The sequence below is a fragment of the Bradyrhizobium sp. NBAIM08 genome (genome assembly GCF_020193935.1).
Classification (GTDB): Bacteria; Pseudomonadota; Alphaproteobacteria; order Rhizobiales; family Xanthobacteraceae; genus Bradyrhizobium; species Bradyrhizobium yuanmingense.
This window is the reverse complement of sequence record NZ_JADYVR010000013.1, coordinates 173107-192929: the sequence shown is the minus strand read 5'-3', so window position 1 is coordinate 192929 and position 19823 is coordinate 173107. Positions and strand designations below refer to the sequence as shown.

General features: G+C 64.8%; 21 protein-coding genes. 6 read left to right on the top strand and 15 right to left on the bottom strand.

Annotated features, from left to right (window positions below; all coding sequences use genetic code 11):
* The first annotated feature begins 7 nt into the window (after positions 1-7).
* Positions 8-1072, top strand: coding sequence for a UDP-glucuronic acid decarboxylase family protein (locus I6F37_RS32560; RefSeq protein ID WP_225153756.1), 1065 nt, complete (start codon positions 8-10; stop codon positions 1070-1072).
* A 46-nt stretch (positions 1073-1118) separates the two neighbouring features.
* On the opposite strand, the gene I6F37_RS32555 is transcribed toward I6F37_RS32560, so the two are convergent.
* Both I6F37_RS32555 and I6F37_RS32550 read right to left on the bottom strand, forming a co-directional pair.
* Positions 1119-3431, bottom strand: a complete 2313-nt coding sequence (locus I6F37_RS32555) for a TonB-dependent receptor (RefSeq protein ID WP_036005099.1) — start codon at positions 3429-3431, stop codon at positions 1119-1121.
* Positions 3412-4476, bottom strand: coding sequence for a HoxN/HupN/NixA family nickel/cobalt transporter (locus tag I6F37_RS32550; RefSeq protein WP_036005244.1), 1065 nt, complete (start codon positions 4474-4476; stop codon positions 3412-3414). Before I6F37_RS32550 ends, I6F37_RS32555 begins: the two co-directional genes overlap by 20 nt.
* Positions 4477-4599: 123 nt before the next feature.
* Here I6F37_RS32550 and I6F37_RS32545 point away from each other — a divergent pair, with 123 nt between their 5' ends.
* Positions 4600-4752, top strand: a complete 153-nt coding sequence (locus I6F37_RS32545) for a hypothetical protein (RefSeq protein ID WP_156447252.1) — start codon at positions 4600-4602, stop codon at positions 4750-4752.
* Positions 4753-4824: 72 nt separating this feature from the next.
* On the top strand, positions 4825-5025 hold the full coding sequence (locus I6F37_RS32540) for a hypothetical protein (protein ID WP_036005102.1): 201 nt from the start codon (positions 4825-4827) through the stop codon (positions 5023-5025).
* A gap of 15 nt (positions 5026-5040) precedes the next feature.
* Here I6F37_RS32540 and I6F37_RS32535 read toward each other — a convergent pair whose 3' ends face one another.
* From I6F37_RS32535 to I6F37_RS32490, 10 genes are all read right to left on the bottom strand, one after another.
* Positions 5041-6042 (bottom strand): formate dehydrogenase subunit gamma, encoded by a 1002-nt coding sequence (locus I6F37_RS32535; RefSeq protein ID WP_036005247.1) that lies wholly within the window; start codon positions 6040-6042, stop codon positions 5041-5043.
* A gap of 40 nt (positions 6043-6082) precedes the next feature.
* Positions 6083-6679 (bottom strand): formate dehydrogenase FDH3 subunit beta, encoded by a 597-nt coding sequence (gene fdh3B / locus I6F37_RS32530; RefSeq protein WP_036005105.1) that lies wholly within the window; start codon positions 6677-6679, stop codon positions 6083-6085.
* A gap of 13 nt (positions 6680-6692) precedes the next feature.
* Complete coding sequence (locus I6F37_RS32525; RefSeq protein WP_036005108.1) at positions 6693-9635, bottom strand: formate dehydrogenase subunit alpha; 2943 nt, start codon at positions 9633-9635, stop codon at positions 6693-6695.
* 14 nt (positions 9636-9649) lie between these two features.
* Positions 9650-9859, bottom strand: a complete 210-nt coding sequence (locus I6F37_RS32520; RefSeq protein ID WP_036005112.1) for a twin-arginine translocation signal domain-containing protein — start codon at positions 9857-9859, stop codon at positions 9650-9652.
* 29 nt (positions 9860-9888) lie between these two features.
* On the bottom strand, positions 9889-10668 hold the full coding sequence (locus tag I6F37_RS32515) for a molecular chaperone TorD family protein (protein WP_036005115.1): 780 nt from the start codon (positions 10666-10668) through the stop codon (positions 9889-9891).
* A 129-nt stretch (positions 10669-10797) separates the two neighbouring features.
* Positions 10798-11421, bottom strand: a complete 624-nt coding sequence (locus tag I6F37_RS32510) for a DUF3306 domain-containing protein (protein ID WP_225153754.1) — start codon at positions 11419-11421, stop codon at positions 10798-10800.
* Complete coding sequence (locus I6F37_RS32505; protein WP_036005120.1) at positions 11418-11933, bottom strand: DUF3305 domain-containing protein; 516 nt, start codon at positions 11931-11933, stop codon at positions 11418-11420. The genes I6F37_RS32510 and I6F37_RS32505 overlap by 4 nt, the downstream gene beginning before the upstream one ends.
* Positions 11930-12937: a DUF6352 family protein gene (locus I6F37_RS32500; protein ID WP_036005122.1), complete on the bottom strand. Its 1008-nt coding sequence runs from the start codon at positions 12935-12937 to the stop codon at positions 11930-11932. Before I6F37_RS32500 ends, I6F37_RS32505 begins: the two co-directional genes overlap by 4 nt.
* Positions 12934-13473: a DUF6505 family protein gene (locus I6F37_RS32495; protein WP_036005125.1), complete on the bottom strand. Its 540-nt coding sequence runs from the start codon at positions 13471-13473 to the stop codon at positions 12934-12936. Before I6F37_RS32495 ends, I6F37_RS32500 begins: the two co-directional genes overlap by 4 nt.
* Complete coding sequence (locus I6F37_RS32490; protein ID WP_225153752.1) at positions 13470-14210, bottom strand: biotin/lipoate--protein ligase family protein; 741 nt, start codon at positions 14208-14210, stop codon at positions 13470-13472. Before I6F37_RS32490 ends, I6F37_RS32495 begins: the two co-directional genes overlap by 4 nt.
* Before the next feature lie 164 nt (positions 14211-14374).
* On the opposite strand from I6F37_RS32490, the gene I6F37_RS32485 reads away from it, so the two are divergent.
* On the top strand, positions 14375-16345 hold the full coding sequence (locus tag I6F37_RS32485) for a 4Fe-4S binding protein (RefSeq protein WP_225153750.1): 1971 nt from the start codon (positions 14375-14377) through the stop codon (positions 16343-16345).
* A gap of 30 nt (positions 16346-16375) precedes the next feature.
* On the opposite strand, the gene I6F37_RS32480 is transcribed toward I6F37_RS32485, so the two are convergent.
* Both I6F37_RS32480 and I6F37_RS32475 read right to left on the bottom strand, forming a co-directional pair.
* Positions 16376-17587, bottom strand: a complete 1212-nt coding sequence (locus tag I6F37_RS32480; RefSeq protein ID WP_306469163.1) for a c-type cytochrome — start codon at positions 17585-17587, stop codon at positions 16376-16378.
* A gap of 166 nt (positions 17588-17753) precedes the next feature.
* Positions 17754-18014 (bottom strand): hypothetical protein, encoded by a 261-nt coding sequence (locus I6F37_RS32475; RefSeq protein WP_128262436.1) that lies wholly within the window; start codon positions 18012-18014, stop codon positions 17754-17756.
* A gap of 236 nt (positions 18015-18250) precedes the next feature.
* Here I6F37_RS32475 and I6F37_RS45610 point away from each other — a divergent pair, with 236 nt between their 5' ends.
* Positions 18251-18373: a hypothetical protein gene (locus tag I6F37_RS45610; RefSeq protein ID WP_260346694.1), complete on the top strand. Its 123-nt coding sequence runs from the start codon at positions 18251-18253 to the stop codon at positions 18371-18373.
* A 6-nt stretch (positions 18374-18379) separates the two neighbouring features.
* Here I6F37_RS45610 and I6F37_RS32470 read toward each other — a convergent pair whose 3' ends face one another.
* Positions 18380-18523: a hypothetical protein gene (locus I6F37_RS32470; protein ID WP_157785990.1), complete on the bottom strand. Its 144-nt coding sequence runs from the start codon at positions 18521-18523 to the stop codon at positions 18380-18382.
* A gap of 162 nt (positions 18524-18685) precedes the next feature.
* Between I6F37_RS32470 and I6F37_RS32465 the strand changes: the two genes are divergently transcribed.
* On the top strand, positions 18686-19822 hold the full coding sequence (locus I6F37_RS32465) for a GNAT family N-acetyltransferase (RefSeq protein WP_109144256.1): 1137 nt from the start codon (positions 18686-18688) through the stop codon (positions 19820-19822).
* Position 19823: the final 1 nt, after the last annotated feature.

Genomic DNA, 19823 nt, shown 5'->3' with positions numbered 1-19823 from the left:
CCACGTCATGACGCTCCAGACCCGCATCCACGCGTCCCGCCGCTCGCCGACGGTCCTGGTCGCCGGCGGTGCCGGCTTCATCGGATCGCATCTCTGCGACGCGCTCCTGCAACGCGGCAGCATCGTGATCTGCCTGGACAATTTGTTCACGGGGACCACCGACAACATCCGGCCCCTGCTCAACCATCCGAACTTCCGCTTCATCGAGCATGACGTGCGCGATTCCATCGAGATCGAGGGCGAGATCGACCGGATCTACAGCCTCGCCTGCCCGGCCTCGCCCCGCCATTATCAAGTCGATCCGGTCGGAACGATGAAGACCTGCGTGCTCGGCTCGATCAACCTGCTCGAACTGGCGCGGCAGAAGGGCTCCCGGATTCTTCAGGCCTCCACCAGCGAGGTCTACGGCGACCCGGAGGTGCATCCGCAGCCGGAATCCTATCTCGGCAACGTCAATCCCGTGGGGCCGCGGGCCTGTTACGACGAAGGCAAGCGGGCCGCGGAGACGCTGATGTTCGACTATCGGCGGATGCACGGGACGGAGATCAAGGTCGCGCGCATCTTCAACACCTACGGCCCGCGCATGCTCGAGAACGACGGCCGCGTCGTCTCCAACTTCATCGTGCAGGCGCTGCGCGGCGAGCCGATCACGATCTACGGCCAGGGCACGCAGACCCGCAGCTTCTGCTTCGTCGACGATCTCGTGCGGGGACTTCAGCTCCTGATGGAGAGCCCCGCCTCGGTCACAGGTCCCTGCAATCTCGGCAATCCGCACGAGGTCACGATCGAGGCGATCGCCCGTGAAGTGCTGGCATGCACCGAATCGGCTTCTCCGCTGCGCTTCGAGCCCCTGCCAAAGGACGATCCGAAGCGGCGCAAGCCCGTGATCGACGCCGCCGAGAAGATCCTGGGATGGCGTCCGAAGGTGGCATTGAAGGACGGGCTTCAAGCGACCATTGCCTATTTCGCGCTCCGCCTCGCCGGGGAAACGCCAACGCTCGTGCCGGCCATCGCCGCGCGCAGGACGCGCCACCCAGCACGTGGCCGCCTGACGATGTCCGAGCAACCGTGAAGGCAAATCCTTTGACAGGCTAGCCCAGTGTGCTCGCGCAACAGGCCTAAAACATTCCGGCCACAGTGACCCGAAACGCCATCGGCTCGACCGGGTGCAGCACATAGTCCATCACGCCGTTCCCGCAGACTGCGGCCGGTGCGGCATTGGCGGCGCAGAGATTGTAGAGCGCATCGGTCTTCAACAGCGAGCCATAGGCATAGGTGATCTGGTTCGCCTTGCTGTTGAACAGGTTGAGCACGTCGAACTGGATGCGCCAGCCGTTCTCGCTGCGGTAGCCGAGCCGCGCGTTGGCGATGCCGGTCGGCCGCGAGCGGAACGCATTGTCCTCGGTCAACGGGCTCGCGCCGATGTAGCGCCAGCGCGCGCTGCCGAACCAGCCGGTCTTCTCGCCAAGCGTTATTCCGGCCGATGCCACCATCGCCGGGGCGTTGGGAATGTAGTTGCCGGGCGCATTGCCGATTTGCGCCTCGGGATAGCCGGCGAGCGAGGCATAGACCGCGGCCTGCTCGCCGTCATGGCCACGGAAGCGCGCATGCGTCATTGCAAGATCCACATCGATGTCGATCCAGGACCGCGGCCGGTAATGATTGGTCCACTCGAAGCCGTAGCGGCGGCTGGCGCGGGTTGCCGAGGTATCGCCGGCATCGCCGGAGAACAGGATCTCGGAATCCTGGTCCAGGATGAAGAGGCTGAGAGAGCTCTCGAGGCCGGGAACGATCCTGCTGCGAACCCCGACCTCCGCGCCTCTGGTGCGCACCAGGAGCGGCGACGGCGTGAGCCTTGTCGCGGGATCGGTGGGATCCTCCGTCGTGGTCGCACCGCGGGCATCGTTCGAGTGCATGCCGTAGCCGGCGCCGAGGAAGAATTCCGTATGATTGAACGGACCAAGCACCATCCTGAATTTCGGGCTGCCGAGCGCGGCATCGGCGCGACCGGAATTTGCGGCGTTGAACAGAGAGATGACGTCGGCGGCGTAATAATCGCCGCGCCAGCCCAACGTCGTCCTGAGCCAGTCGGTCCAGCGCACCGTGTTTTCGGCAAAGACCCCGACGCTGCCCTCGCCGACCTTGTCGCTGCGGATATTGCCGATGAAGCCGCGACGGAACGTATTGGTGAGCGCGAGGTCGATCGCATCATAACGCGATTGCAGACCGAAGGTGGTCTGCATCGGCAGGCCGGCCAAGGAGCCGTCCAGCGTGCGCGAGACATTGGCGCCCGCCATCAAGCGGTCGTCGTGCTGGTGGAACTGGTCGCCGAGCACGGGATCGTCAAGGAAGTAAGTGAAATTATTGAAGAGGTCGAGTTGGCTCTTCACCAGATAGGCGTTGGCCTTCCATGAACCGATGTCGTCGGTCTGCGCGATGCGCCCGGACAGCGCAAAGCGGTTGGCATGACCGCCGTCGCTCGGATCTTCCGAACCGTACCGGCCGAGCAGGCCGCTGGTGACGGCGCGCTGCGGCACCTGGTCGGTCGCATTCCATTTGTTGACGTAGGCCATGCCGGTGAGCGACATGCCGTCGGTCGCGGTGCCCTGGCTGTAGCGCACGAGGCCGTTGAGCTTTCGCAATTTGTCCGGATTGTCCCACGGGCCGTCGTAGGTACCGATCTCGCCGGCCACCAGCAGCGAACCGTCGCCAACTTTCGCGGAATCCATGCCGAGCAGACGGCGGTAACCGAAGCTGCCGGCGCTCACCTGCGCCAGCCGCCTTGTGCTGTCGATCAGGCCGATGTGAACGCTTCCGACCGAGGCGAAGTCGCCTTCGTCGGCGAAGTAAGGTCCCTTGCGCACGTCCATTGCGGCGATGGTTTCCGGGATCAGCCAGTTGAGATCGGCATAGCCCTGGCCATGTGCGTGGGTGCGCATGTTGACGGGGACGCCGTCGACGATGATCGCCAGATCGGTGCCGTGGTCGAGATTGTACCCGCGCAGGAAATACTGGTTGGCTTTGCCCTCGCCGGAATGCTGCGTCACGATCAGACCGGGCACGGCTTCGAGCGCCTCGCCCGGCCGTGTGAAAGGGCGCGCGTTGATCTCGTCGCCGGAGACAGTGATCTCGCTGGCCATGCCGGCTGCGGCCCTTGCACCCGAGCCGGCACTGCGCGGATCCGACGCCTGCGCCGTCGCGGAAGACACGAAGATCCGGCGGCCGGCCGCGGGCGATCTGGCGGCACGGCGCGATGCGGCCGTCATCTTGCGCCCGGACGCGGCGCCACCACTGACCTCGACCGGCGGCAGTTCGCGTGAGGCGTCATTGCTCTGTGCAAAGGCGCGGCCGTCATCCGCGAGCAGCGCCAAGACCGAGAGTGCCGTCAAAGCGCCGCCGTGACGACCGTGCTCAGGCCGCCTCGGTCGCATCGGTGCATTCCAAAACTTTCGTGTCGGCGCGGCGAGGCTCGTTCCCGAACATGCGGCGATAGAGCACGACCGAGACGAGCCATGCGACCGCAAACAGCGCGATCACGACAAAGCCGACATTGGCAAGCGACTCGTTGAGGTCCTCGACCAGCACCCATGCGCCGCCGGAGAGACCGAGCCGCTCGCCGATCAGGCCGAGCGCTTCGATCCCGCCGATGAACAGTGCAACCGCGACGGAGGCGCCGGTGATCGTGAGATTGTACCAGAGCTTGCGCAAGGGATCGACGAAAGCCCAGCGATAGGCGCTCACCATCAGCGCGGAATCGGCAGTGTCGACCAGCGCCATGCCTGCAGCGAACAGCGCGGGGAAAACCAGCACATCGGCGAGCGAGGCGCCGCGCGCGGCTTCGCTGGCGGAGATGCTGAGCAGGCTGATCTCCGTCGCGGTGTCGAAGCCGAGGCCGAACAGGAAGCCGAGCGGGTACATGTGCCAGGGCTTCGTCACCAGGCGGAACATCGGGCCGAGCAGCCGGGCCAGAATACCGCGGCTGGCAAGCAGCGCATCGAGCTGCGCAGCATCGTGAACGCCCTGGTCCCGCGCCGCGCCAAACGTCCGCCACAGGCCGACGAAAATGACGAGGTTGATCGCGGCAACCGCAAGCAGGAACAGCGCCGAGACTGAGGTGCCGATGAGACCGCCGATCTCCTTGAGCAGGCTGTCGCCGCCGAGGCTCACGACGCCCAGTGCCAGCAGCATGGTCGCCACCACGACGACGGTGGAATGGCCGAGCGCGAAATAGAGGCCGACGCTGCGCGGCGTCTCGGCGCCTTGCATCAGCTTGCGCACGACGTTGTCGATCGCGGCAATGTGGTCGGCATCGACGGCATGACGCAGGCCGAACACCCAGGCCAGCAAGGCCGTCGCCATCACCGTCGGCCGGTCGCCGAACAGCGTGAAGGCCCAGGCCCATGCGGCGATGTTGGCGGCGACGAGCCCGCCAAGCAGCGCCACCGTTCCGGGCTCGACCGCCCGCAAAGTCCGCATCGCTGCTCGTTCCATTCGCTCGCCCTTACAGTATGACGTTTATCAAAATTTCTCATACTGGCAAGAGCAAGAGCCGGACCAGTTTCGGTCTGCCCCCTGACGAGCCGACGGAATGCGAGCCAAATGGCGGGCCTGATGGAGGAATTCCGCGTCAGCGGGATCACCGCGCCGATGCGGGATGGGCGCTCGCATTGGCAAGCAGATATCCAGTTTGACGCCGAAGTTGACGGTCGTCAGGGGGAGCTCGACCCACGCAACTGGAACCCGTTGCTGTGAAGCCGCTCACATCCGATTCGACGATCCCGATGTATTCATCGTGCCGGGTGGAGATGGCAGACGGAGACGCGCATGAAATTCCTCATGCTCTCGCTAATCGCAGCCATGCTTCTCGCCGGTGCGGCCAATAGCGTGTTCAGGCCGCATGCAGTACCTCACTTCGGTCAGCCCGGCATGGCGTCCATTCAAGACATGCAGACGGGCCAAGCCGACAAGCTTCCCGAGCAGGAGCTGCAGGACCGCTCCGTCTTGTTTGCGAAAGAGCCGCGGTAGGCCGGCAGGTCCGCTTTATTCGGCCGCTGCGGTCGCGGGTTGCCGCTGCCCGTCGTTCGGTCCCGTTCGCGCCATCTGCTCGTCGAGCCAGAGGCTGTGGTGCTCGCGCGCCCAGTTGACGTCGACTTCGCCCGAGCCCATGGCCGCGAACGCACCTTCCATGCCGATGGTGCCGATATAGATGTGCCCGATCATCGCCGCGACGAACAGGACCGCCACAATGGAGTGGACGATCTGGGCCATCTGCATGCTTTCGATACCCGTGCCGTAGAACGGGAACATCAGCGCATAGCCGCTCGCCGCGACGAGCCCACCACCGATCACGACGATCCAGTAGATCATCTTCTGGCCGCCATTGAAGCGATTGGCCGGCGGATGGTCATGCCCGATCAGGCCGCCACCCCGCTTGGCCCATTCGATATCCACCTTGCTGGGAATGTTGCCGCCGATCCACATCAGGAAGATCAGCACGACCCCCAGCGTGAACGGGAAGCTCAGATAATTGTGGGCGTATTTGGCCCATTGCGACCATTCGGAAAAGGCCTCGAAACCGATCAGCGGCAATAGCAGTTGCCGGCCAAAGGTGACGTTGAGGCCGGAGATCGCCAGGATGATGAAGCAGGTTGCCGTCATCCAGTGCACGAAACGTTCGAAACCGTTGAAGCGCACGATGGTGCGGCCCGAGTGGCCGCTTTCCAGCCGAACCATGCCGCGGGTGAGATAGAAGATCATGATCAGGGCGATCATGCCGATGATGGCAACGCCGCCGATCCAGGGCAGCGTCACCATGCGGAATTCCCGCCATTCCCGCCCCTGCGGCTGCTCGAGAACGCCGGACCGCTGATCCGGAATGCTGACACGCCCTTGAATCCGGTTCAGCTCCTGCAGAAGCTGCTGCTCCTTGACCGAGCTTGCAGTCGGATTGACCTGCTGAGCACTCGCAGGCGCCGCCATCGCCAAGAGAAGCAGCGTGCAAACGCCGAACGCCAGGCGAATGAACCTTCCAAATGACGCCATCACGTCCTCCCCGGTATTTGCGCGCCCTTCTGTTGCCACCTCAGGACTCGATCGCCTCGCGATAAGCGGTCTTCCAGCCCCATGCACCCGAGCCATAGCCGCGCTTCATGACGCGCTCCTTGTAGATCTGTGCGATGATCTCGCCGTCGCCCGCAAGCAACGACTTGGTCGAGCACATCTCAGCGCACAGCGGCAGCTTGCCTTCGGCCAGCCGGTTCGCACCGTACTTCGCATATTCCTCCTTGCTGCCGTCGGCCTCAGGGCCGCCGGCGCAATAGGTGCACTTGTCCATCTTGCCCCGCGAGCCGAAGTTTCCGACCTTTGGATATTGCGGCGCGCCGAACGGACAGGCGTAGAAGCAATAGCCGCAGCCGATGCAGAGGTCCTTGGAGTGCAGCACCACGGCATCGGCCGTGGTGTAGAAGCAGTTCACCGGACAGACCGCCGCGCAGGGCGCGTCCGTGCAGTGCATGCAGGCCATCGAGATCGAGCGCTCGCCCGGCTTGCCGTCGTTGATGGTGACGACACGCCGCCGGTTGATGCCCCAGGGCACCTCGTGCTCGTTCTTGCAGGCGGTGACGCAGGCGTTGCACTCGATGCAGCGATCAGCGTCGCAGAGAAATTTCATCCGAGCCATGTGCGTGCTCCTCTCAGGCTGCGACGATCTGACAAAGCGTGACCTTCGGCTCCTGCATGCCGGTTGCAGGATCGTAGCCGTAGCTCGTGATCGTGTTGGCGCTCTCGCCCAGCACGATCGGATCGGTGCCGGCAGGATAGTTCTTGCGCAGGTCGTTACCGCCGAGCCAGCCGCCGAAATGGAACGGCATCCAGGCGACGCCCTTGCCGACGCGTTCGGTCACCATCGCCTTCATCTTGGCCCGCGAGTTGTTCTCAGCGCCGCTCACCCAGACCCAGCCGCCGTCCTTGATGCCGCGATCGGCGGCATCAGCCGGGCTGATCTCTATGAACATGTCCTGTTGCAATTCGGCGAGCCACGGATTGGTGCGGGTTTCCTCGCCGCCGCCTTCGTATTCGACAAGACGCCCGGAGGAGAGGATCAGCGGGAACTGCTTGGCGATTCCCTTCTCCACCGCCGCCTTCTGCACCGAGAAGCCGATGTTGGGCAGACGGAACTGCTTGGCATCGGGCAAGGTCGGATACTTCTCGACGAGGTCGACGCGCGGCGTGTAGATCGGCTCGCGGTGCACCGGGATCGGATCCGGTAGACCGAACGCATTCATGCGCGCCTTGCCGTTGCCGAAGGGCACGCAGCCATGCTTCAGCGCGACGCGCTGGATGCCGCCGGAGAGGTCGAGCGCCCAGGACACCGCATCCGGATTGGCCGGGTTGACCCGCTGGATGGTCGCCATCTCGGCCTCGGTGAGATCCGTGTCCCAACCGAGCTTCTTCAGGCTCGCCAGCGTGAACTCGGGATAGCCGTCCTCGATCTCCGATCCCTTGGAGAAGGACTTGTCGGCGAGCAGGCTCACCTTCCGCGTCGTGCCGTCGGGCAGCTTCTCCTCGCGCTCGATGCCGAAGCGCGGACGGAATGCGCCGCCGCCGTCCATGACGTGCAGATTGTTGTTGTAGAGCAGCGGCGAGCCGGGATGCTTCACCTCGGGCGAGCCCCAGCACGGCCAAGGCAGGCCATAATAATCGCCGCCGACTTCCGGATCGTCCTTGGGGGCGCGCATCGTCACCAGGTCGAACTTGTGCTGGTTCTTCATGTGCGCCTTGATGCGCTCCGGCGACTGGCCGCAATAACCGGTCGACCAGCTTCCACGGTTGATCTCGCGCAGCACGTCCTCGGGGACCGGAAGGTTGTTCTCGACCTTGATGTTCTTGAACATCTTGTCGGCGAAGCCGAACTTCTTCGCCAGCAGATAGATGATCTCGAGGTCGTCCTTGGATTCGAAGATCGGCTTGACGATCTGCTCGCCCCATTGCATCGAGCGGTTGGAGGCGACGCGCGATCCCGCGCATTCGAACTGCGTCGCCACGGGCAGGATATAGACGCCGTCCTTGCGTCCGGCCTCGACCGCCAGAGACGCCCAGGTGGTCGGGTGCGGATCGGCGATCACCAGCAGCTCCAGCGCCTTCAGGCCCTTCAGCGATTCGGGAATGCGCGTGATGCTGTTGCTGGCGTGGCCTTGCACGAACACGGCCTTGACGTTGTCCTTCTGTGCGACGTCGGCCTTCGGCAACAGCGCGGCATCGAACCAGCGCGTCAGCGGGATGCCTGGCGTCTCCATCTGCTTCTTCTCGTCGAAGCGCGAGACGAGATAGTCGTAGTCGACCTCCCAGACCCGGGACCAGTGCTTCCAGGCGCCCTCCGCGAGGCCGTAATAGAACGGCAACGTCACGATATCGAGGCCGACATCGGTCGCGCCTTGCACGTTGTCATGGCCGCGAAGGATGTTGGCGCCGGCCCCGGCCTTGCCGACGTTGCCCGTCATCAGCAGCGCGATGCAGCTCGCCCGCACGTTGGCGGTGCCGACCGTGTGCTGGGTCTGGCCCATGCACCAGATGATGGTCGCGGGCTTGACCGTCGCGAACGTCTTGGCGACACGCTCGAGCTGCGCGGCGGGCACACCGGTGACGCGCTCGACCTCCTGCGGATTCCATTTCTCGACCTCCTTGCGCAGGTCGTCGAAGCCGTAGACGCGCTGGGCGATGAATTCCTTGTCCTCCCAGCCGTTCTTCAGGATGTGCCACATCATGCCGTAGAGCACGGGAATGTCGGTGCCGGGACGGATGCGGACATATTCGGTGGCATGTGCCGCGGTGCGGGTCAGGCGCGGATCGAAGACGATGAAATTCGCCTTGTTGAGCTCCTTGGATTCGAGCAGGTGCTGCATGCTGACCGGATGCGCTTCCGCCGCGTTGCTGCCGATGAACAGCATCGTCTTGGAGTTGCGCATGTCGTTGATGCTGTTCGTCATCGCGCCGTAGCCCCAGGTATTGGCGACGCCGGTGACGGTGGTGGAGTGGCAGATCCGCGCCTGGTGATCGGTGTTGTTGGTGCCCCAGAACGCGCCCAACTTGCGGAACAGGTAGGCTCCTTCGTTGGTCATCTTGGCCGAGCCGAGCCAATAGACCGAATCGCTGCCCGACTTCTCGCGAACCTGCAGCAGCTTGTCGCCGATCTCGTTCACCGCCGTGTCCCACGACACGCGCGTCCACTGCCCGTTCACCAGCTTCATCGGATAGCGCAGGCGGCGATCGCTGTGCACGAGCTCGCGCACCGAGGCGCCCTTGGCGCAATGCGAGCCACGGTTGATCGGGGAATCCCAGCTCGGTTCCTGCCCGATCCAGACTCCGTTGAGGACTTCCGCCGTCACCGTGCAGCCCACGGCACAATGCGTGCAGATGCTCTTCTTGACGGTGGCGCCGGCCGCGAGCGGGCCGGCGGCGGCCGCCTCCGCCTTTCGCACGTTGCCGACCGGCATGGCCCCGAGCGCGGCGAGCGCGCCGCCGGCCAGGCCGGACTTGCGCAGGAACGTGCGGCGATCAAGTCCCCCGCCCTGTCCCGCAAGGGATTCGGCGACGGAACCGCGGCGATCGGAACGCTGGTGTGTTCGCTTGATAAGCACGGGCAGCCTCCCTCTCAGGCCGGATAACGATTGACGCGGTAGAACGTCTTCACGTGATCGGATTCCTTGTAGCGCGCCTTGCGCTTCTCATCGTTGGTTTCACTGTCGGCCTGGGCGGACCCGACCAACGGTGTTGCAAGCGCCGCGCCGGCACCGGCGGTACCCAAGCCGACCTTGCGCAGGAAATCGCGGCGTCCGACCTTTGCTTTCGTCTCGTCACTCATCGCATCTCTCCCGGACCGAAGCGCCTCGGTCAGCTGGCGAATGTAAATGCTTCCGTCTCGATTTCGATGAAAGTGCGGCCGAGCGCGCCGACTGCGCGATAGAAACGGGCAGTCCCCGCGTTCTCGATGTCGGCGAACAATCGCCCCATCCATGGCGACACGTGCTTTTCGAAGAAGGCGCGCTGCGCCTCGTGCGAGGCATCGAAGCGGCCATCGGCAAGGCCCGACATGATCTCGCACAGGATGGCAGCGTGATCTTCGGGTTCGGAATCGTTGGCGATACGCTCGATGCCGAGCGTCATCAGGTCGCCGCGCAGGCGCGACAAGGGCCGTTCGTTGAGAAAGCCCGTGAGATAATAGGAGGCATAAGGCAGCAATTCGCCGCGGCCGAGCCCGACGAACAAATCGAAATACTCCCGCTCAACCTTCGCTGGGACGGCGCTCGAGGCGGCCTCGGCAAGCGCCGCATGCGCGCGACCGAGCGGCGTCGCGTCTCCGCTGAGCGCGGCGAGCTGATCGAGCAGGCGCTTCGACGGAGGCGCAGACAGCAGCGCCGCGAGCAAGACGTATTCCTGCGCGCGCGCCGCATCGATGGGATCGACGAGTTCGGCGGAGCCGGCTTGCTCACCGTAAAGATCGGGCCGCAGATCGTTTCGGGAGACGCCAGTCGCCGTTTCGACTGCAACCACCCGTTGTGCGGGCACACGGGTCCAATTCGAGACGGAGGGCTGGCTGATGCCTATTTTGCGTGCAAGCTGAGCGATGCCGCCTGCGGCATCGATCGCTCGATCAAGTCCGTCATCGCGCACGTGGACCTCCCATCCCAGTCCCGTCTGCTTGATTATCGCTTTTGTTACAAAGCAGTAGGTAGCGTAATCCGGGTTCCAGCAACGGTCAATCGCCTGCCATAGCCTGTACCTATAGTCTTTGGTCGTGGTTCAGCGCGGCAGTGCACCACCATGCGTGCGGGACCTCACAGGCTCTGCAGAATCCGCAGGTCTTTCACCCACTGTCGGTTGCACTGCAGCAGGGATTGCCAGGTGCCGCGTCTCATCGGGCGGCTCGACGACGTTGGAAACAAGTGCCACATCGGCTTGATGCGATTCCGCCGGAGAATCCGCCGTTCCGATCGACGCCTCAGCAAGAGTCTGGGCCGCAGACTTGGCCGCCTCGCGCACGCCGCCGACAATGCGATCGACCAGTGCGGCCAGCTCCTCCGAGGAACAATGCAGCGGGCCAAATCCCGGCATCGCCGTCGGGTCGTTGAAGTCCCATGCATTCTCCGCGAGCCCGACAAAGTCGCGAATCGCGGGATCGGTCGCCCAAGCGCGGCGAAGAGCCGCAAGGCTCAACTCGCGAGGAATCCCCTTGCCGAGGAAGGCCGTGATGTCGGTGGCAGCATTGATCTCGTCGATCGACGGCAGGCTCGACAGATCGAACTCCGTCTCGTCCTCTTTGTCCTCGGACGGCGGCGTCGGCTGCGCCGGGGCAGGTTTCGCCGGCTCCGCTCGCGACTGCTGTTTGCGGCGGGACCAACGCGCAAGGAAGTCCTCCTCACTCATTCCTTTCCGCCTTCATGTTCGCGCCGCGCCAGCGCCTCCGGATCGGCACGGCGCCGCTTGCGTTTGACGAATTCGCGCTCGACATGGTGCTCGGCCACGAAGCTTTCAATCGCCTCGCGCAGCACTTCCGGCATCGGCACGGCCTCGACGAGATTGTCGGCGGCTTCGGTAAAGCCTTCGCCCTCGGCGGGGTCGGCGGTCACCGCGGTGACTGCATAGGGCCAGACGCCTTCCGCAGGCGACAACACGACCCAGATGCTCGGACCGCCGGAAGCGAGATTGTCGCGATAGCGCGCCGTCTCCGACGGATAGAGATCGATGGTCGCACTTCCGGCATAGAACAGGGTCGTGCCGTCCTGCTCGCGAAGCACGGTCCATGGCTCGGTCGACGGCTCGTCCGGCAGGACAGCAATTCCGCGCCAGATGAAATCGACCCAAGGCGAGTCGGCCTTGCGCCGCTCGACTACGACGCCGACGGCAATCGAGAGGGACGGCAATGCCGCGGGGCTCATGTCGCCATCTCCAGCCGCTTCACCGGCAATCCGGTCAGCAGATTCTGTGGCTTCATCCGCAGCTTCTGATCCGCCGTCATCGAAAGGATCAGGTAGACCGGCTCATCCCCGACATCGTCGAGGGCACGGCTGGAATCCGCAAACGTCAGCCGGAACAGCGCCAGCACGCGATCGGCGTCGCGCTCGCCGAGCTCTTCGCCGTGCCACAGACGGTCGCCGAGCCTCGTGGCATCGGCATCGAGCCCGACATACCAGCTCAGCTTCGCCTCGTGCAGCGCCCGTAGCGGCTCGATCACGACATCGATGCCGAGCAGATGGGAGACCCAACGCGTCATCGCCTGCGCCAGCGCTACAGGTCCGCGGCCGTCGGCGGTCAGGTCGAGGGCCATGTCGAACTGGTCGCTCCGGTGCCAATAGGCCTCGGCATTCTCCTCGCCCAACACCTCGACCACCGCATCGGTGGTGGCGCCGAGCATCGACATCAGCGAGAGCACCGGGGTCGGGCTCCGGCCGCCGACGACCTCCTCGTCTCCCAGCAACAAAGCGTGCTCATGTGGGAGAACGCGCTGGATCCGGAAGAACAATTCGGCCGCGCGCAGCACGAACGGGTCGTCGCAGCCGTCGAGCGCGTTGCGCAGGATGACGTGCACGAGCTGGTTGACGAACAGCGGCGGCAGATCGTTCGCCCCTGAGCGGAGCCAGGCAAGATAGGCCGCTTCGAGCGTCGGATGCCGTAGCAGAAGATCGCGGAACGCCAGCACGAACTGCCAATTCTCCCTGGCATCAGCATCGGCAATCGCGGCGATCTCGCCGGCGCCGACGGCCTGGCGCGGGTCGGCGAGCAGATCGCGGTGCAGCCGGCGTTCGACCGGGCACGCGTCGTCCGGCGGCATCAGCTCGGGACGGGCAAAATAGGCTTTGAGAAATTCGTCCGTGACACGCAGGCCGCCGCCCTCGTCGCGATCGAGCAGGTGGTGACCACAGGAGATCCAGAAATCGTTCATCGGACGGTCGGCTCCCGGCCGAGATCCGCAAGCCTGAGATCGCCGTCTGGCTCGACGTCGTCCTCCATCTCGATGAACGAGAACGCCTTGCCATGCCCCTGGCCTTCCCGAAGCTGCAGCCGGCGGAACGACTCGCGGACCTCCCCGTCGCTCGAGGTGCGGTGCACTGCAATAAGCGAGCTGATGGGATGGCTGCAGAGCGACTGGGCAAAAGCGACCTCCTCTTCGGCCGCCGTTTTCGCCGCCGCCATATCCGGCGCGCCGAAACGATCGACCAATTGCCTCGCCAGCAGATCGACCAGGCCGTGGTAATCGTCCGCGGTCGCCGGAACGATCTGCGCCAGCGTCGACCAGCCCCAGGATTGCACCCCGAGGAACCCACCGCGAAACGCCGCGCGGGCCTTGCCCTCGAGCTTCGCGCCATCGCAATCCCAGAAGCGGAAGGCGCCGGAAACGGCCCATTCGCCCGGCTCTGCCGCCACGTCGAACACGAAAGTGTCCGAGGGATCGAGCGCGATCGTGCGCAGGAGTTTCACAGGCGCGGTCCTCCGAGGGCCGAATCGAGCCAGGACGGCACCGCGAGCGCCCGGACCAGGTCGCTTCGTTCGATCGTCTCCGTCCCGATGCGGCGCGTCAGGAGGTCGCCGCAATCATCTATGCGCTGTATCGTCTGCCTTTCACGCGGCATCCGCGTGAGATAGTCGCGCGCGACGCTGTCGAAGCCGTCGACCCGCCAGCCGTCCAGCGCCAGCATCAGATGCCGGGCGAAGCTTTCCGTGATCTGCGCCGCGCCCGCCTCGCTAAAGCCTTCCTGGTCAAGCGCCGAGGCCAGCGGGTGGACGCCTGGATCGTCATCATTCATGGCAACCGTCCGTATCATCGCGCCGAAGACCAGCCAGGGCGGCGGCGCGTCCTCGTCAGCTCCGGAACACCAACCCATCCGTCCGCCGCCGACCAGCCCCCCGTCGATCCTGACCGCATCCGGCCAGCCGATCGTGATCGGCTTGCTCGGCGGTGCATAGGCGCGAAGCGCGTCGGTGAGCGCGACCATGCCTGCGTAGAACGCACGCCGCGCGCTGCGCAACGGCTCGGCCGGCTCGAGCACCACGGCGAACTCGGCGAGGTCGAAGCGGCCGACATAGACGAGCGTTCCGGCGCCGCTCTCCGGTGCAATGCGGCATGCATGGGCAAAAGCGTCGCCGCTCTCGCGCAATCGCACCAATGTGAACGGCGGCGGCAGGTGGATCGGTTCCGCCGCGGAAACATGGCTCACTGGGATCGACGGCAGACCGTCCTCCGCTTTCCTTTTCTTCCCGACGGATAATGTCTATACGAGGCGAAGGGCCGGCGCGAGTCCGTCGTCGTCGTCCGAAAGGCGGAGGAGTTAACCTGGAGCAGCCGTCGAAGACCATCCTGATCTGCTCGTGCGAAGACACGATGCGCCTCGACGTGGCTGCAATCCGGCGCGGATGTCCGAACAGCGAGGTCAAGAGCTTCCGCCACCTCTGCGGGGCGGAGCTCGATCATTTCCGCAACATGGCCGCGACAGAAGGCGTGTTGACGGTCGCCTGCACGCAGCAGGCGGCGCAGTTTTCGGACGAGGCCGGCGAGCGGCCTGACGCGATCGGCTTCGTCAATATCCGCGAGACGGCTGGCTGGTCCCGCGACGGCGCGCACGCCGGCGCAAAAATGGCCGCCCTGCTCGCATCCGCCTCCATCCCCGCCCCGGACTATCCGCTCGTCACCTTGTCGAGCGAGGGCGTCATCCTGATCTACGGGCGCGATGAGGCCGCGATTGAGGCCGGCCGCCTGCTTGCCGATCACCTCGACGTCACCGTGATGCTGAAGCAGCTCGATGACACGGTGCCGCCGGTTGCCACGGTGTTCCCGATCGTGAAGGGCACGATCCGCTCCGCGAAGGGACATTTCGGCGCGTTCGAGCTGGTAATCGACGATTATGCGCGTCCCCGCCCCTCCTCGCGCGATCACTTCGTGCTCGACTCGCCGCGAAGCGGGGTCACCTCGCGCTGCGATATCGTGCTCGATCTTTCCGGCGGTCTGCCAATGTTTCCCGCCCACGACCTGCGCGACGGCTATCTCCGCGCCGACACGAAAGATCCCGCCGCGGTGCTGCGCGCGGTGCTGACCGCGCGCGATCTCGTCGGCAGCTTCGACAAGCCCAGATATGTCGAGGTTGCGCCGGCGCTTTGCGCCCATTCGCGCTCGAAGCGTACGGGCTGCCATCGCTGTCTCGATCTTTGCCCGACCGGGGCGATCACGCCCGTCGGCGATCATATCGCAATCGATCCGAATATCTGCGCGGGCTGCGGCCAATGCGCGGCGGCCTGCCCGACCAGCGCGGTCTCCTACGCGCTGCCGCCCGCCGATACGCTGCTCCATAAACTTCGCGCCATGCTGCTCGCCTATCGCGAGGCCGGCGGCGCGAATGCGGTGCTGCTCTTTCACGACAGCCCGCACGGCACGCCGTTGATCGACGCCCTCGCGCGGCATGGCGACGGCCTGCCGGCGAACGTGCTTCCCTTTGCCGTCAACGAGCTCACGCAGGTCGGGCTGGAGGCGATCGTCGGCGCCTTCGCCTATGGCGTCTCTGCCGTGCGCTTCCTGCTCCGTGGCAAGCCGCGCCACGACGTAACCGGATTGACGCAGACGATCGCGATGGCTGAGGCGATCCTCGGCGGCCTTGGATTTGCGGGCCGTCGCCTCGCTACGATCGAAACCGACGATCCCGACGCGCTCTGCGCGCATTTGACTGATATCGGCACGCTCGCCGCGGTCCCGACGCCGGCAACTTTCAAGACCGTCGGCAAGCGGCGCGATCTCTTGCGGTTTGCCCTCAGCGAGTTGCATCGGCTGGCGCCGCGGCCGGTGGACGTCATCGCGCTGCCGCAAGGTGCGCCGGTCGGCGCAATCAGCGTCGAGGCCGATGGCTGCACGCTGTGCCTGTCCTGCGTCTCGGCCTGCCCGACCGGCGCATTGCGCGACGATCCCGAGCGGCCGGTGCTGAAATTCATCGAGGATGCCTGCGTGCAGTGCGGCCTGTGCCAGAGCACCTGTCCGGAAAAGGTCATCAGCCTCAAGCCGCAGATCGATTTCCGGGCGGCGCGCGCGCCCGCCGTTGTCATCAAGGAAGAGGAGCCCGCGCTCTGCGTCCGCTGCGGCACGCCCTTCGGCGTCAAGAGCACGATCGACCGCATCGCCGCCAAGCTCGAAGGCCGGCACTGGATGTATCCGGCCGGCGACAAGCGAATCGAGGCGCTCAGGATGTGCGCGGACTGCCGCGTCGTGGTCATGAGCGAACAGCAATTCGATCCGTTCAAGGGCGTTCCGGAACGAACGCCGCCGCGAACGACGGATGATTATCTCCGCGAACGCAATGGCAAGGACTAAAGCGGACGCCGTCGAATCGACGCGAGGCAATCATCTCGACGTCGCGCGGGCCAGAAATTCGGTCAGCGCGCGTCGGTCCTCGGCCGAGCCGATGCGCTGCTCCGGCATCTTGGTGCCGGGGGTGTAGGCATTCGGCCCGATTTCGAACAATCGTGCGACGGTTTCCGGCGTCCAGACGATGTCCATCGTCTTCAGTGCATCAGAGAAGCGATATCCCGGCACCGAAGCGATCTTGCGGCCGTAGAGTCCCGCAAGTGTGGGACCCGCACGCTGCACCTCCTTGTCCGAGAGCGTGTGGCAGGCAACACAGGCCCGAAACACATCGGCGCCGTGATCGCCGGCATAAGCCGCAAGCGGGTCGGCCGGTGTGCCGATCAGGCTTGAACCGATGGGATTGCCGGTGCGGGCATTCCAGCGCCTGATCCTGCCGTCCGCACCACCCGTCATCAGTGTCTCGCGATCGGCAAGGAAGGCGACCGCCCACACCGGCAGCCCGGGCCCAACCAGGGTGCGCAGCAGGTTGCGCGACTTGCGATCGATGATCGCCACCGTGCCGCCGATCCCGGCCGCAGCGATCAGCGCACCGTCCGCCGACATGGCCAAGGCCACCACCGGCGTCGGACTGGCCGCGACCTCGCCGCTGACCTTGCCGTCCGTTGTCAGCATGCGCAGCCTGCCATCGACCGCGCCCGTGACGATTTCACCATCCGGCGCGACAGCCACCGCGTTCAGCGGCGCCGGCAAAGTCACGATGTCAGGTTGGCCATCCGGCAAACGCCAGATGCGCAGCGCAAGATCGTAGCCGACACTGACGAGCCTGCCGTCCGGCAGGAAAGCGACCCCATTGACGTTCTGCGTATGCCCTTCGAGCACGCGGGATGTGCCGTCCGATAGCGACCAGAGCCGCACTGTCTGGTCCCATGACGCCGATGCGAGAAGCGTCCCATCGGACGACACAGCAAGCGCCGCGATCGGAGCGACATGTCCCTCCAGCACCCGGTCCGGCTCCGGCCGGCCCGCCGTCCACACCGCAATGCGCGCATCGGCTCCGGCCGTGATCATGCGGCCGTCTTTGAGAAAGGCGACGGCGTTGACGCCATCGGCATGATACCGCAGCACGTGCTCTGCCGTATCTGTCCTGAGCGACCAGCGGATGACGGCGGTGTCGAAGCTGCCGGAGAGAAGGCTGTCGTCATCGGGCGAAATGGCGAGAGCCCGTATCGGGCCGCCGTGTCCGACCATGTCGGCATGCACCGTCGATGCGGCAAAGATGGTCCACAGCAATGCGGCCACCTTCGTGCACAGAGCCGATCTGTTCATTCCTGGCCGCCTGCTGACATTCACCCGCTCGAGATTGCCAGAAGAGGCAACGGAAATGAATATCCTGGAACGGTCTACTTGAAACAGTCTACTTGGCCGGTGCCGTCGTGGTCTTGGACGACCCCTCCGGCGCGGGCTGCATTCCGGGCGGACTCTGGCCCTGGGGGCTTTCGGGCGGCGCACCACCCGAGCCGGTATTGATCGGACCCGTCCAACCTTGCGGCTGGAGCTGGCCCTTGTCCTCGGGAGGCGTTTGCCCCGTCGGCGAGTTGGTTTGCGCCGGCTGGGCCAGGGCGCCCTCGACAATGCAAAGTGCTGCGAAGCACAGGATCGTTCTCGGTAATTTCACGCCAAGCCTCCGATGCGCTCACCAGGCCTGCAGAAAACTTGCAAGACCCGCATCCGTTCCGGATCGTGCAGCGCAGCAGCGCCGAGCTCCGGTCCCTTGGCTCGATGGGCGATGCGTCTTTCCGCCGATCCCGTGTTCAAAAGCCCATAGCGGGCGGATGGCTGATGCGATCGACGAGCTTGCTCGCCGCAGGCCCTGTCGTATAGATGGCGTGGTCCAATCGAGGGAGGCTGAGGATGAAGGCTTTTTTGCTTGGCTGCGTCGCGGCCGTGGTGATCGCGGTTGGTGGCATGGTGATCCTCGATCGCGTGCAGGAGCCCGCCGCGCACGCGTTTGCCACCACCGGGGTGCGGCTCTAAGAAGGCTCACTCGCGCTTGAGCCCGATCGGCCCGAGGATCGGAGCGGAGGGAACGAGCTCGACCTTGCGAACCATAGCTTCCTGCAGCCGAGGATCGTAGATCATTGCCTGCGCCATGCAGACGATGGCGCCGCGCAAGGTGCGCTCCATGCGCCATTTCCGCCTCCGGCTTCAGAATTTGGTAACCATACGAGCATGGTTGAACGCATTGACGCAAATCGCGCGGCGGCAGTGTCTGACCTGTAACGGCCTTGGTATAAGCGCAGCTACGGTTCGAACGACGTTCGCGGATGATCCGGTTTCCTTGTGCGCATGAATAAGCCCAGCAACACGTTCGACATCGCCATCGAGCCGTCGTTCGACTTTCTGTCTCCGGAATATGCAGAGCTGTTCGATCGTTCGGCTGCCACTGCCTTCCAGCATCCGGTCTGGTTGCATAGCCTCTACACCAGGCTCGCGCCGGAAACGGATGCAACGGCTCTGGTCGTCGTGGTGCGCTACCGCGACACCGGCGCCCTTGCCATGGTGCTGCCGCTGCTCCGGATCCGGCGCGGTCCGATTCGGACCATCGAGTTCGCCGACTTGCGCGTTTCCGACTATCTGGCACCGGTTTGCAGCCCGGACGTGTTCTCGCAATTGCTCCATGATGCGGCTGCATGCGCGCAGATTCGGCGCCTTGTCCGCCCCTTCGATCTGCTGCGAATGGCCAAGCTGCCTGACGGACGGCTTCCGATCGAGGACCTCCTCGCCACGTCCCGCCGTGTCTCGATGAACACCAATGCTTATGCCACGGTTCTGGTCGCGCCGTACGAGCAATGGCGGGCCAGTGCGATGGATCGCTCCTACCAGAAGGAGCTCGCCAAGAAATATCGCCAGCTGCAGAAGAAGGGCGCGCTGAGCTTCTCATGCTGCAGCGACAGCGCCGCCGTACTCGAGACGATGGAGGTGATGAGGAAGTTTCGCGGCCCGCGCTTTCACGCACAAGGCGACGGAGACCTGCTGCAGCGGCCCGAATATTACGGCTTCTATTCCGACGTCGCCCTTCGGGGCCTCGGGTCCTTCGTTCGCCTCTATGCCATGAAGATGGACGGCGAAGTGATCGCCGCCGTGCTCGGATTGTGCCACCGCGACAGCTTCCTCGTCATCATGAGCGCCTTCGACATCGCCGGCTACAAGAGCCAGTCCATCGGCGCGCTGATGTTCGAACAAGTGGCGCGGGATTGTATCGAGCGCGGAGATCAGATGCTCGACTTCACCATCGGCGACGAGCCATACAAGAAATCGTTCGGCGCACAGGCTTCACCGATGTGGGAGGTCACGCAGGTCGGCAGCGCCGTAGGCGCAATCGCCCTCTTCGCGCTGAAGCAGGCGCCCTGGCTCAAGCTGGCGGCCAAGCGGCTCTCCGATTTGAAGGTTCAGCCCGCCCACACCGCGAGGCCCACGCGCTGAC

Coding starts and splice junctions, on each gene's coding strand:
- I6F37_RS32535 (WP_036005247.1), bottom strand. CDS start 6,042: ATGGCGTCATTTGGAAGGTTCATTCGCCTGGCGTTCGGCGTTTGCACG.
- I6F37_RS32510 (WP_225153754.1), bottom strand. CDS start 11,421: ATGAGTGAGGAGGACTTCCTTGCGCGTTGGTCCCGCCGCAAACAGCAG.
- I6F37_RS32505 (WP_036005120.1), bottom strand. CDS start 11,933: ATGAGCCCCGCGGCATTGCCGTCCCTCTCGATTGCCGTCGGCGTCGTA.
- I6F37_RS32520 (WP_036005112.1), bottom strand. CDS start 9,859: ATGAGTGACGAGACGAAAGCAAAGGTCGGACGCCGCGATTTCCTGCGC.
- I6F37_RS32470 (WP_157785990.1), bottom strand. CDS start 18,523: ATGGAGCGCACCTTGCGCGGCGCCATCGTCTGCATGGCGCAGGCAATG.
- I6F37_RS32485 (WP_225153750.1), top strand. CDS start 14,375: ATGCGCCTCGACGTGGCTGCAATCCGGCGCGGATGTCCGAACAGCGAG.
- I6F37_RS32545 (WP_156447252.1), top strand. CDS start 4,600: ATGGCGGGCCTGATGGAGGAATTCCGCGTCAGCGGGATCACCGCGCCG.
- I6F37_RS32540 (WP_036005102.1), top strand. CDS start 4,825: ATGAAATTCCTCATGCTCTCGCTAATCGCAGCCATGCTTCTCGCCGGT.
- I6F37_RS32465 (WP_109144256.1), top strand. CDS start 18,686: ATGAATAAGCCCAGCAACACGTTCGACATCGCCATCGAGCCGTCGTTC.
- I6F37_RS32550 (WP_036005244.1), bottom strand. CDS start 4,476: ATGCGGACTTTGCGGGCGGTCGAGCCCGGAACGGTGGCGCTGCTTGGC.
- I6F37_RS45610 (WP_260346694.1), top strand. CDS start 18,251: ATGAAGGCTTTTTTGCTTGGCTGCGTCGCGGCCGTGGTGATCGCGGTT.
- I6F37_RS32500 (WP_036005122.1), bottom strand. CDS start 12,937: ATGAACGATTTCTGGATCTCCTGTGGTCACCACCTGCTCGATCGCGAC.
- fdh3B (WP_036005105.1), bottom strand. CDS start 6,679: ATGGCTCGGATGAAATTTCTCTGCGACGCTGATCGCTGCATCGAGTGC.
- I6F37_RS32555 (WP_036005099.1), bottom strand. CDS start 3,431: ATGCGACCGAGGCGGCCTGAGCACGGTCGTCACGGCGGCGCTTTGACG.
- I6F37_RS32480 (WP_306469163.1), bottom strand. CDS start 17,587: ATGGTCGGACACGGCGGCCCGATACGGGCTCTCGCCATTTCGCCCGAT.
- I6F37_RS32560 (WP_225153756.1), top strand. CDS start 8: ATGACGCTCCAGACCCGCATCCACGCGTCCCGCCGCTCGCCGACGGTC.